Source organism: Shewanella sp. 0m-6 (assembly GCF_052977325.1).
The window spans coordinates 108,180-120,517 of record NZ_JBRIMD010000014.1 but is presented as its reverse complement, the minus strand read 5'-3'; the positions used below and the strand labels follow the sequence as shown (position 1 = coordinate 120,517).

Sequence of the window (12,338 nt, the reverse complement as noted above, 5' to 3'; positions counted from 1 at the left end):
GCTTGGCTAGTTGCCTGCTTCACCGTGTCAGTGGGGTCGCATTATAGGGAGATTCGAAAAGAGCGCAAGTGCTTTTTATAAAGAATTTGTTCGCATGCTTATCTTTTCAACAACGCACGATTTATCGCTCATTTATCACGCTTTCGCTGTTTAAATCTGCACCAATTTTGCACTAGCTTGCAGATAAAGTTCATTTTTTCAGCAACACACTAGAGTATTGGCTAATAATTCATTACCATAGTCAGGTTATTAACAGTTAGTTATCAATTCATTTATTCTTTAGAGATTATATTTATGCAGAAGTCATTCTTGATCGTCTTGGCCGTAGCCATTATAGGTGCACTCGCTATTTTTCAGATCGCACCCGATCTAAACGGTGCCATTGCTTTCTTTACTGGTGCCATCATCGCGAGCGTTATTTTTTCTCTTCAATCTAAAACGCCTGCCTCAACAACTGACAGCAACGAACCATATAGCGGTCCGACTATGACACTATATGTAGGTAACCTTCCTTATAGAGTACATGAGGGTGAAGTAAAGGCGTTATTCGGCGAATTCGGCCCAGTAAACTCTGTTCGCTTAGTTCGCGATCGTAAAACAGGGCGCCGTAAAGGATTTGGATTCATTGAAATGTCAGAGGCTGGTGCTAAGAAAGCCATGACTAAACTTAATGAGTTCGACTTCCAAGAAAGAACATTGAAAGTGCGCGAAGCTAAATCACAAGATTCAGATAAGAGCGACAACGCATAACAGGTGTTATAGCTAACCTAGATTAGTTGAAGAGCGTGACACTATTGTAGTGAATCCTTTTTCAGCTAATCGGGTTGTTAGCCCTACCGCTATATCTTCAGTTGTATAGATTGCCTCCCACACCTTATCTTGTTGCTCTGCAGCATCACCACTATCGACTTCACTTAATAAGTAACGCACCCTTTGTGCTACAGCTTTACCTGAATCAAGCAAAGTAACTCCTTTACCTAGCACCGACTGAATTTCAGCTGCTAAGATTGGGAAATGTGTGCAACCTAAGACTAAGGTATCTAAATTCGATAATTGAATCGGTTTAAGCTGTGACGCTAACTTAATTAAGTCAACTGTTTCGCCTGCTAGTTTTGCTTCAGCCAACATGACAAGTTCCGATGACCCAAATAAGTCGACCTTACAATCACCGGCAAACTCTTCAATTAACTCTCTTGTATAAGAACGCTTAATCGTACCAGGGGTCGCTAGCAAACCTATATGGTGAGCCTTTGAAATTTGCGCTGCGGGTTTGATTGCTGGTACAACCCCAACGATAGGGATCGAGAGCCTAGCTCTTAATCCCGGCAACACTAAGGTACTGGCAGAGTTACACGCAACGACAACCAGTACTGCATCGGTTCGTTTTACCTGTTCACAAATCAGATCTACACAGCCATTAATTAATACCGTCTCTTCAAGTTCGCCGTAAGGCAAGCGAGCATTATCGAATAGATAGCAATAGCCTTGGTCGGGTAATACTTTTTTGATCTCATCAAAGATAGATAGACCACCAATCCCTGAGTCAAAAATAAGAATAGGTCCTGACACAAACATTCTCCGCTATAAAAAATATTTCGATATATATAAATGAACCTGCAGTAATGTCTCACTTGCGGCAGGATTAGCTATATTGCTTTAGAATTTTCCCACAACCTAGATAAAATCGGAAGCCAGAAACTGGACATCCCAGCTATCTAGTATAATATTCCGCCCCTAATTAATGCCAACGGTGATCAAGATATGAATTTAGCAGCAATGGATCCTACAACCTATGATGTGCAACTCGAAGCAAAGCGCGTCAAGTTAACCCAGTTATTTGCTGATTTTGATACCCCAGAACTAGAAGCATTCAGCTCAGAGCCAGCTCATTACCGTATGCGTGCAGAGTTTAGAGTTTGGCATGAAGGTGAAGATCTTTACTACTATATGTTCGATAAGGAACTTGATAGTAAAGTCCGTTGCGACCAGTTCCTGCCTGCGAGTGAACTTATCAACAAAATGATGCCAGCCTTAGTCGAGCTATTAAAGCCGAATACTATTTTGCGTCATCGTTTATTCCAAATTGATTTCTTATCGACCCTTAGCGGTGAAATCTTAGTATCTTTGCTTTATCACAAGCAGCTAGATAGCGAATGGGAGCAGCAAGCTAAGATATTAAAGCAAACGCTAAGTACTCAGTTTAACGTTAACTTAATCGGACGTGCACGTAAGCAAAAAATCATCTTCGATAAAGACTACGTGATTGAGTCTCTCATGGTTGCTGGTAAGCAACTACAGTACCATCAGATTGAAAACAGCTTCACTCAACCTAATGGTAAAGTATCAGTTAAGATGCTGGAATGGGCTATTGATGTCACTAAAAACAGTACTGGCGATCTACTAGAGCTTTACTGTGGTAATGGTAATTTTTCCATTGCGCTGGCACAAAATTTCGATCGCGTACTTGCAACTGAACTGGCAAAGCCATCGGTTGAGTCTGCACAATACAACATCCTGGCCAATCAGGTCGAAAACCTGCAGATTATCCGAATGTCGGCTGAAGACTTTACTGAAGCGATGGCCAAGAAGCGTAGCTTTAGACGTTTAGAAGGTATCGATTTAGACAGCTATAACTGCAATACCATTTTCGTTGACCCACCGCGTGCAGGCTTAGACGCTGACACTGTAAAACTGGTACAAGGTTACGAGCGGATTGTTTATATCTCGTGTAATCCACATACCTTAATCGAAAACTTAGCTGAACTGAGTAAAACCCATAAGATCACTCGCTTTGCACTGTTTGACCAGTTCCCATATACCGACCATATGGAGTCAGGTGTTTTTCTTGAAAAGAAATAACCTTCAACTGACACACTTGCTCTAAACAACAACGGCATCCCTAGGATGCCGTTGTTGTTTACGTCACTAACGCATTATTTCTGTTCTTTCTTATTTTGCAGTGCCTCAGAACCTTTCGCCACCATACGCAGTTGTATCACTAATCTGTCAGCTAATATCTTACGATCTGCTCGCTTCATATCTAATGCTGCGGCCCCCGCATTAAATACCAAAGTCACTAACGCTTCAGCCTGCGCATGCGCTAATTCTGGCGAGCGATTAGCTGTCGCTTCAGTGTAATGAGTTAACTCAGAAATGAAGTGCTCTATTTCACGGGCAACCGCTCCTCTAAAAGGAGCTGATGTCCCCGAACGCTCGTGCAGTAAAATACGAAATACGTTTGGATTGGACTCTAGTACTTCCATGAAGGTTTCAACCGAAATGCGAATAACGCTACCACCGGCTTCAGCACGTTGGCGCCCTTTACGCATCATCTGCCTCAGGGTTAAACCACCTTCATCTACCATAGTTAAACCCAGTTCGTTCATATCTTTAAAGTGGCGATAAAACGATGTTGGAGCAATATTGGCCTCACGGGCGACTTCGCGCAGACTCAGACTAGAAAAGCTACGTTCGGCGCTTAATTGATTAAACGCCGCATCGACAAGTGCTCGCCGAGTCTTTTCTTTTTGTTGTGCTCTAATGCCCATGTTGAACCTACTTACGAAAATTATTCCTTAAATAATACCGCTTTTTAACACAAAACGCAGCATCTACAAACTTGACCCATGTCACTATCCAAGTTAAATTAGCGTACAGATGTACGCTCAACAAGAGATTTAAAACTATAATGAAAAAACCTCCCCTCATCTGGATGAATGTGAGTCTATTTACCATCACATTTGCCTGCGCTGTAATATTCGTGCCTTGGTACGGTATCGCTTATGGCTTTGATGCCATTGAATGGATCGCCTTCGTGGTCCTCGCTTTTGCAAGTGGCCTGTCAATCACAGGCGGCTATCATAGACTCTGGTCACACCGTACTTATAAAGCTCATGCTTCGGTACGGTTCCTGTATGCTCTTGGTGGCGCATTAGCCCTGCAAAATAGTGCTTTACACTGGTCTTCTGACCACCGAGTGCACCATAAGCATGTAGATAACAACGATAAAGATCCCTATTCAGCAAAAATGGGATTTTGGTACAGCCATATTGGCTGGATGCTGCGTGAATACCAATCGCAACGCTACCATGACTATAAAAACGTTCGCGATCTACAAAACGATAAAGTCGTGATGTGGCAACATAAGTATTATCTACCGCTCTTACTTATAATGAACTTTGGCTTACCTATTTTATTGGGTTGGCTGAACGGCGATATCCTTGGCATGTTATTGTTAGCCGGACTGCTGCGCTTAGTGGTTGTACACCACTGCACCTTCTTCATTAACTCGTTAGCCCATATTTGGGGTTCTCAACCCTATACCGATAAGAACACCGCTCGAGATAATGGCTTCTTAGCACTCCTAACCTACGGTGAGGGTTATCATAATTATCATCATATTTTCGAAAATGATTATCGTAATGGTATTCACTGGTGGCAATACGATCCAACTAAATGGTTGATAAACGGATTAGCCTCGATAGGTTTAGCTACAAACCGTCGCGTTGTACCACAGGAACGTATTGAACACGCCCGTTTGCAAATGCAACTAAAGCGTACTCAAAATAAGGTGGCTCATTTGCCTAATAGCGAAGAGATCATCGACAAACTGCAAGCTGAATACGAAACACTAAAAACTCACCTTGCAGAGTATTACGACGCCAAGAAAACCTTGATTGAAGCCAAGCGTAAACAGCTTGCTGATAAGCAACTACTTAGCCAAGTAAAAGAACTAAAGTTACGCTTTAAGCAGCAACAAAAAAGCTGGCACAGTTTGACTGCAAGCTTTAGCTAAATTCAATGCAAATAGAAAGCCGCTATCAATGCGGCTTTTTTTATTTTTACGGCTCTCGTTTTGCTAAACACAGCAAGTATCGCCCTTCAGGATAAGGTTCAAGTCTCAACTTGTGCTTGAGGTCGATTGAAGTCCCTCGGTTATGGGTCTATTATGATCGGCTACTTACCATTTTCAGGGCGTTTTAAGCTCATGTCAGATTCAGAAATCAAACTTACCGAGTATAGTCACGGCGCCGGTTGCGGCTGCAAAATATCACCCAAAGTGCTCGGCACGATACTCGCCACCCAACTGCCTGTTTTTGACGACCCTAACCTACTGGTGGGTAACCAAACCCGAGATGATGCCGCCGTCTATAAGTTAAATGAGACCACAGGCATTATCAGTACCACTGACTTCTTTATGCCGATAGTCGACGACCCATTTACATTTGGTCGTATCGCTGCGACAAATGCCATCAGTGATATCTACGCCATGGGCGGCACACCTATGATGGCCATTGCGATTTTAGGCTGGCCAGTGAATAAACTACCCGCAGAAGTGGCACAGAAGGTCGTTGATGGCGGCCGAAAAGCCTGCGCCGATGCAGGTATCATGCTGGCCGGAGGCCATAGTATCGATTCACCGGAGCCTATTTTTGGTCTAGCCGTAACCGGCCAAATCCCACTAGAAGAGCTTAAGCAAAACGATACAGCAAAAGCGGGCGATAAACTTTATCTGACTAAGCCTTTAGGTATTGGCATTTTGACCACAGCACAGAAGCAGAAGAAGCTAGCGGATGCCGATTTAAATACTGCGGCAGAAGCCATGTGCCAGCTGAATATCCTTGGCCCTAAAATCGCTAAGATCCCGCAGGTTAACGCGCTAACTGATGTCACGGGATTCGGGTTAGCAGGCCATCTACTAGAGATGTGTCATGGTGCAGACTTACATGCCAAGATTGACGTGAGCTTACTGCCTTTATTACCTAATGCACGCCACTACCTAGAGTTAGGCTGCATTCCAGGCGGCACTCACAGAAACTTCGACAGTTACGGTGAACACTTACCGACACTCACTGATGAGCAAAAAGCGATTATCTGTGACCCACAAACCAGTGGCGGATTACTTATTGCTGTTGCTGCCGATGGCGAGGCGGTCTTAAAAAATCTGCTTACCGAAAATGGTATTGAACCCATTTGCATTGGTCAGTTAATTGAAAAGAATACGGCTACAACCGTGGAGCTTATTTAATGTCACTCAATAAAGTGCGTGCAAGCGAATATCGCCGAATACTCGTTAACGATCATCCAATAATGGATGCGCGCGCACCCGTAGAGTTTGAGAAAGGTGCCTTTCCTGCCAGTATTAATCACCCATTAATGGAGGATGAAGAGCGTAAAAAGGTGGGTACTTGCTATAAAGAACGTGGCCAAGAAGCTGCGATCAAACTCGGTCATTCACTGGTTCATGGTGACATAAAGCAGCAAAGAGTCGATGCTTGGCTAGACTTTTTCAGCAAGAACCCAGGTGGCTACCTTTATTGCTTTCGTGGCGGCCTCCGTTCTCAGTTAACTCAACAATGGTTAAAAGAAGCAGGCCTAGATATCCCCTTTATCGAAGGGGGTTACAAAGCGATGCGTCAGTTTCTCATTGAAACCATCGATGATGCGCCAAACGTGAAGCCAATGTGGATCCTTAGTGGGATCACCGGTAGTGGTAAAACAGATTTTCTACTAAAGCGGAAAGAAGCCGTCGATCTAGAAGGGCTTGCTCACCATCGTGGCTCTAGCTTTGGTCGCTATCATGAAGCACAACCAAGCCAGATAAACTTTGAGAACGCACTCGCTGTCGCGCTATTAAAGCACCAAGACAGTGATGCCAAGCATTTACTACTTGAGGACGAGAGCTACCTAATTGGTCGTTCAGCCTTGCCCCAAGCTTTTTACGCAGGGATGCAAGCTGCTGGAGTATTGGTCCTAGAGGAATCTTTAGATGCAAGACTGACACGTCTTCTTAATGAATACGTGCACAAGATGCATTCTGGTTATATTCAAAGACTGGGTGAAGAAGAAGGCCTTGAGGCATTTGCCCAATACCTAGCGCAGAGCATTACCGGCATCAAAAAACGCCTAGGTAACAAGCAGCATGATGAGTTTCAAGCAATAATCACTAACGCGCTAACTATTCAGACGAGTCAAAATGATACCAGTGCGCACTTAGAGTGGATTGAAATGCTACTGGTAAAATACTACGACCCTATGTACCAATATCAAATCGACAAAAAAGCCGACCGAATTATCTTTAAGGGTGATCATCAGGCTATGCACCAGTGGCTAGATAACCAATAACGCCAAACTTACACCTCACTCGCACTCATGGTGTTATAAGCACTATTAGCTGCAAGTGGGGTGACTGCTAATGTTAGCTTATTTCCACAGCTGTTATCTGTCACCGTCTTTACCGCAACTAACTTAAAGTCTGCAAAATCAGTGTGGTTTATTAACTGGGTTAGCGTACCTTGATCGACACAAACTAGGCTATCGAGCTGCATATTCTCTCCCGCATGCCAACATAAACGAGACATCATTCCGGCCAAAAAACGATGCGTCTTCATCTGTTTACATAAGCTTGGTGCGAACAACATAGGATGGGTAAAACTCCCATAGATCAGCAATATGTCACGCCAAGATAGACTCTTAGTCACCACTAATAGTCTGGAAGATTGATGAAGCAACTCAGGATCTAGCAGCTGAGTTTTATGCTTAATTCTGCGGATAAAATAACTAGCAACACGTAAAAATAATTCAGGCCAACGCCAAAGCAATAACAGTAGCACCACCAGATTAGAGGCTGCCAATACCAGAAACAGACGCTCTATAGGCCACTGCAATACATTCAACACCAGCATGGAAAAAATTGCTGAGCTCACCATAAATAACGCGTTGATAATATTATTACAGGCTATCGCCTGAGCACACTCCCCCTCTTTTGCTCGCGCCTGAATATAGGTGTAAAGCGGTACAATGAATAACCCACCTCCGACGCCAATCATAAATAGATCGAACATCAAGCGGTAATGAGCGCTATCAGCGATAAAACCTTGAAGATGATACAGAGTATCGAGTGACACCTTATTGGGCAGAGCAAAATACAAGTCGATACCAAAGACAGCTAAGATCCCGAGACCGAGCGGCATAATACCCAGTTCAACTTGCCTGTAAGACAGACGCTCGCATACAAAAGAACCGCCCCCAATACCGATAGAGAAAAGCGTTAATAGTAACGACACCACGGTGGGATCTGCATGCAAGGTAATACGCGCAAAATTAGGGAACTGCGTCAGATACGTTGCCCCCACAAACCAAAACCAGCTAATCGCCAAAATAGCGGTCCAGATCCCAGGCGTTTTCCGCACCTTTGTGATATTCGCCATCGTCGCTGAAACAATCGAGAAACGAGGCTTGATATCTGAGTGCGCTGGAATGCTAGGAATGAACCAACTGGCAAGCATACCAATCAGCGCCAAAATAAACACACTGGCGGCAGCCCAATAAGTCGCATTATGACTCGCTACAATAAGCCCTGCCGAAATAGTACCGATTAAGATCGCAAGAAAGGTGCCCATCTCCACCCATGCATTACCAGAAACTAACTCACCACTCTCTAGCACTCTAGGAAGCAGAGAGTACTTCACCGGACCAAAATAGGCAGATTGTACGCCAGTAAGAAACAGCAGCAACAACATGACTAAATAGCTATGGCTCAAAATGGCAAATATCGCCACCGTCATAATCATCAATTCTAGGAACTTGAGTCTGCGGATCAATAATGCCTTATCAACATAATCGGCAATCTGCCCCGCATGGGCTGAAAACAGTAAAAAAGGTAGGATAAAGAGACCAGCAGCCAAGTTTACAAATAGATTTACATCTATCGGTAACTCATCGAGTTGCGAATAAGCCACCAAGAGCAACAGTACATTTTTAAACACGTTGTCATTCAATGCACCTAAGCATTGAGTCACAAAGTAAGGAAAGAAGCGTCGGCTAAATAACATCAGCCAGAGATGTGAACGGGTTTTTGATATGTCATTAGCAACCTAGGCTCACCTTCACCAAAATAATCGACTTCAAAAGCTTGCTCGGTAAAACCACAGCGTAAATACAAGGCTTTCGCCGGGTTGTCTGGCGCTACTGTCAGGTTGATTTGATTAACCTCTCTAGGCAATGTCGCTAACAGAAGTGAGATGAGTTTGGTGCCAACCCCTTGGCCGCGAGCGCTGTCAGCGACGGCAACCGATAAGATCCAGCAAACACTCGCTTTAGCACTCGTCGACGCCAATAGATAACCAACAATATTTGCGTTGACATCCTTTGCCACCCAAAAACCATTGGGCCAACAGTCTAGTGCTTGTCTGAAGAAAAAATCTGGGTAGCAATGCCCGGCGAAACACTCGCGTTCTAGTGCATCAATCGCGGCAAGATCTTGCTTACACGCGATTGAAATCTGAGTTGAATCATTCATTGATAAGGATTTGGTCCCACTCCAGTGCTGGCGCACCGACCACGATAAAATTAGGGTTTTCTAAGCTTTCTCGCTCGTTGTAGGTTAGCGGTTGTAGATTCAGATCCATGATCTGGCCACCGGCTTCCTCGACAATAATCTGCGCGGCGCCGGTATCCCACTCACCCGTTGGTCCAATACGCACATAGCAATCTGCACGGCCTTCTGCAACGAGGCAACTCTTAAGCGCTGCGCCACCCAATACCACTAGTTCACAGTGCTTATTGTGATTAAACAGCTTAATCACTGATTGTGGATCTTGGCGGCGACTTACCGCTAAGCGTAATGATTCAGAACCATCCTTACTCAGCTGCTTACTGGTTATACGTACTTCAGCGCCATCTTTACGCTTGTAGGAGCCTAAACCTGCAATGCCGTAATAACACACTTCAGTCATTGGCACATACACTACGCCCAAAATCGGACGATTGTGCTCAACTAGCGCAATAATGACCGAAAAATCACCGCTGCCCGCTATAAACTCTCCCGTACCATCCAATGGGTCCACTAACCAGTAGCGTTGCCAGTCACAGCGTTGTGCGAACGGAATATTGGCATCTTCTTCTGATAATACGGGGATATCGGGCGTCAGCGCTTTAAGCGCATTGGTAATGATTTCATGGGCGGCGAGATCTGCAGAAGTCACTGGCGTATTATCAGATTTAATCTCGCGTTCGAAATCACCTTTCTGATAAATATCACGAATTTTCTGGCCTGCTAACGTTGCAATTTCAATGACTTGATCTACATAATTCTCTGGCTTCATAACTACTCCAACAGCCTAATACCCATGACCTACGTTGTTTTTACTATCTTAGTTGTAGATGTTTTTGCGCTAAAAATAAAGCACTTACGCTACGCGATTCTGAAAAATCTTCTTCGTTTAATAGATCTTGCCATTGTGCTAACGGCCAAGGAACCATGTCGATAGGTTCAGGCTCATCACCTTCTAGGCTACTTTCATAAAGATCTTCAGCTAAAAAGATCTGCATCTTACTGGCAAAATAACCCGGCGCTAAGCTTAATTCCATTAAATGCGTTAGCTTTCTCGCGCCGTAACCTATCTCTTCTTGAAGCTCGCGGTTAGCAGCCTCATGGGCTTCTTCACCGGGATCGATTAAGCCCTTAGGAAACCCGAGTTCATAGCTATGAGTACCTGCAGCATATTCTCGACCGAGTAATAACTCTGTGCCATTGAGCACAGGGACCACCATCACGGCTCCACGATTATTACCTTTCATGCGTTCATATTGGCGCTCAACTTGATTAGAAAACCGCAAGTGCACCTGTTCAATTTGAAACAGTCGACTTCTAGCTACGATTTCAGCGTGCAAAATTTCCGGTTTCTCATTCTTTTTAGTCATACACATCCCAGTGCCGCTGCCGACTTGTCATTTAATTCAGTATAATCTTACTATTGTTCACCCAATCTACAACATGAATTTTCTAGGATCACGTAACTATGTTTCCATGGAACGAAATTGATACCGTTTTACTCGATATGGATGGGACTTTACTGGACCTGCATTTCGACAATCATTTTTGGCTACAGCTGATCCCTAAGGTACTCAGTGAACAGCGAAATATCTCTATTAAAGAAGCCAGCGACTGGGTTGAGCAGTGCTACACCAATGTAGAGGGAACCTTAAACTGGTACTGCCTCGACTATTGGGAGCAGCAGATGGGGCTGGATATTATGTCGCTGCACCGCACTTTAGCTGAACGGATCCAGCTACGCCAAGACAGCATGCCTTTTTTAGATGCGCTTAAACACGCCGGAAAACAGCGTATTTTGGTCACTAACGCCCACCCAAAGAATTTAGGCTTAAAACTAGAGCATACCGATTTAGCCTTAGGGCTCGACAGTATGCTCTCCAGCCATGAAACTGGTTACCCGAAAGAACATCCATTATTTTGGCAGCATCTATTTAAACAGTTTAATTTACAGCCTAGTCGCTGCCTGTTTATCGATGATAACGAAACCATATTAAAAGCAGCAAAACTGGCGGGTGTGGGTTACCAACTAGGAATATCTAACCCTGATAGCCAAAAACCCAATAAGGTATTCGATGATTTCCCTGCCATTGAAGATTATCACCACTTGCTAGATGAGCTGCTTAAGCAATCGTAAAATAGAAACAGAACAGTAAAAAGTCCACCTTTTGAACTAGGTGGTTTAGGGCTGAGAACAGAAAAGGCGCCAATTAGGCGCCTTTTACTATTAACAAAATAGTTGAACTAAATAGGTAAGCGACCTTGATAAGTGATCGGGTAGTAACCTTGGCTGTCCTTCTTGCCTAAGAAAGATAGCGCCTTTTTCAAGTCATCCGGCTGGGTATTCACTTCGCGAATTTTGGCGTTCACTTGCACCATTTTTTGATCCGCCAGTACAATTGTACCGTCCAAACCTAACCCATTTAGCTTCTCATCAGTGGTCAATTCAATTTTACCATCGAGACAGGCTAGGCCTAGCGCAATATCACCCAATGGATATTTACCAAACTGGTTAGTGACATTCACTTGGTTTAAAAACAACTTACCCGATAGCTGTTCGCACCAAGGCAAACCTTGCTCAAAGTTGTCGACCAGTACACTTAAGTCGCCGTTAACTTTAGTTCTAAAAGGTAAGTTAGTGCGTCCTAACAAAAAGCTGCTTGGCGCTTCAAATCTTAAGCCTGAGGCGTCGAGTCCTGACATTGAATAAGCTATGGTACCTTTACCGTTAACCGCACTTGCACGGCTACCAATCACCACATCGGCCTTAACGGTTCCCGTTAGCAACGACCAAATATTCAGGTCCCACGTTATCATTTCCACCTGGCGTTTTTGCACACTCAGCGTTGCAAGACTGCCCGCCCAAATCGTGCCAGACACCCCACTAATAGCTACATCTTTTGGCAAGGGGGCCAGCTTTACAGCAACACTGGCCGGAAATAGCACCACTAAAAATACTAAGTAGACTACAAAGCCCAGTGCGATCTTTTTTGCTAATTTCACT

At 44.2% G+C, this 12,338-nt stretch carries 13 protein-coding genes; 6 read left to right on the top strand and 7 right to left on the bottom strand.

Translation table 11 applies throughout. From position 1 onward, the window contains the following. Positions 1-294 precede the first annotated feature (294 nt). Complete coding sequence (locus ACVBJC_RS12535; RefSeq protein ID WP_447161100.1) at positions 295-750, top strand: RNA recognition motif domain-containing protein; 456 nt, start codon at positions 295-297, stop codon at positions 748-750. A 12-nt stretch (positions 751-762) separates the two neighbouring features. Here ACVBJC_RS12535 and murI read toward each other — a convergent pair whose 3' ends face one another. Beyond that, positions 763-1,569: a glutamate racemase gene (gene murI, locus ACVBJC_RS12530; RefSeq protein ID WP_447161099.1), complete on the bottom strand. Its 807-nt coding sequence runs from the start codon at positions 1,567-1,569 to the stop codon at positions 763-765. 192 nt (positions 1,570-1,761) lie between these two features. Between murI and trmA the strand changes: the two genes are divergently transcribed. After that, positions 1,762-2,859 (top strand): tRNA (uridine(54)-C5)-methyltransferase TrmA, encoded by a 1,098-nt coding sequence (trmA, locus tag ACVBJC_RS12525; RefSeq protein WP_447161098.1) that lies wholly within the window; start codon positions 1,762-1,764, stop codon positions 2,857-2,859. 74 nt (positions 2,860-2,933) lie between these two features. On the opposite strand, the gene fabR is transcribed toward trmA, so the two are convergent. Then, positions 2,934-3,548 carry an HTH-type transcriptional repressor FabR gene (gene fabR / locus ACVBJC_RS12520; protein ID WP_447161097.1) on the bottom strand — a complete coding sequence of 205 codons (615 nt, stop codon included), beginning with the start codon at positions 3,546-3,548 and terminating at the stop codon, positions 2,934-2,936. Positions 3,549-3,688: 140 nt separating this feature from the next. Here fabR and ACVBJC_RS12515 point away from each other — a divergent pair, with 140 nt between their 5' ends. From ACVBJC_RS12515 to mnmH, 3 genes are all read left to right on the top strand, one after another. Continuing rightward, on the top strand, positions 3,689-4,795 hold the full coding sequence (locus ACVBJC_RS12515; protein ID WP_447161096.1) for a fatty acid desaturase: 1,107 nt from the start codon (positions 3,689-3,691) through the stop codon (positions 4,793-4,795). A 192-nt stretch (positions 4,796-4,987) separates the two neighbouring features. Further along, positions 4,988-6,028 carry a selenide, water dikinase SelD gene (selD, locus tag ACVBJC_RS12510; RefSeq protein ID WP_447161095.1) on the top strand — a complete coding sequence of 347 codons (1,041 nt, stop codon included), beginning with the start codon at positions 4,988-4,990 and terminating at the stop codon, positions 6,026-6,028. Beyond that, positions 6,028-7,125: a tRNA 2-selenouridine(34) synthase MnmH gene (mnmH, locus tag ACVBJC_RS12505; RefSeq protein ID WP_447161094.1), complete on the top strand. Its 1,098-nt coding sequence runs from the start codon at positions 6,028-6,030 to the stop codon at positions 7,123-7,125. Before selD ends, mnmH begins: the two co-directional genes overlap by 1 nt. A gap of 8 nt (positions 7,126-7,133) precedes the next feature. Here mnmH and ACVBJC_RS12500 read toward each other — a convergent pair whose 3' ends face one another. The 4 genes from ACVBJC_RS12500 to nudE are packed head-to-tail and all read right to left on the bottom strand — an operon-like array spanning position 7,134 to position 10,704. After that, positions 7,134-8,834, bottom strand: a complete 1,701-nt coding sequence (locus ACVBJC_RS12500) for an MFS transporter (protein ID WP_447161093.1) — start codon at positions 8,832-8,834, stop codon at positions 7,134-7,136. Next, on the bottom strand, positions 8,834-9,301 hold the full coding sequence (locus ACVBJC_RS12495) for a GNAT family N-acetyltransferase (protein ID WP_447161092.1): 468 nt from the start codon (positions 9,299-9,301) through the stop codon (positions 8,834-8,836). Before ACVBJC_RS12495 ends, ACVBJC_RS12500 begins: the two co-directional genes overlap by 1 nt. After that, positions 9,294-10,106, bottom strand: coding sequence for a 3'(2'),5'-bisphosphate nucleotidase CysQ (gene cysQ / locus ACVBJC_RS12490; RefSeq protein WP_447161091.1), 813 nt, complete (start codon positions 10,104-10,106; stop codon positions 9,294-9,296). Before cysQ ends, ACVBJC_RS12495 begins: the two co-directional genes overlap by 8 nt. 43 nt (positions 10,107-10,149) lie before the next feature. Beyond that, positions 10,150-10,704 (bottom strand): ADP compounds hydrolase NudE, encoded by a 555-nt coding sequence (gene nudE, locus ACVBJC_RS12485; protein ID WP_447161090.1) that lies wholly within the window; start codon positions 10,702-10,704, stop codon positions 10,150-10,152. Positions 10,705-10,802: 98 nt separating this feature from the next. Between nudE and yrfG the strand changes: the two genes are divergently transcribed. After that, entirely contained in the window at positions 10,803-11,471 is a 669-nt protein-coding gene (gene yrfG, locus ACVBJC_RS12480; protein WP_447161089.1) for a GMP/IMP nucleotidase, read from the top strand. 107 nt (positions 11,472-11,578) lie between these two features. Here the strand turns inward: yrfG and ACVBJC_RS12475 are convergent, their stop codons facing one another. Continuing rightward, positions 11,579-12,337 (bottom strand): type II secretion system protein N, encoded by a 759-nt coding sequence (locus ACVBJC_RS12475; RefSeq protein ID WP_447161088.1) that lies wholly within the window; start codon positions 12,335-12,337, stop codon positions 11,579-11,581. Between the last annotated feature and the right edge of the window lies 1 nt (position 12,338).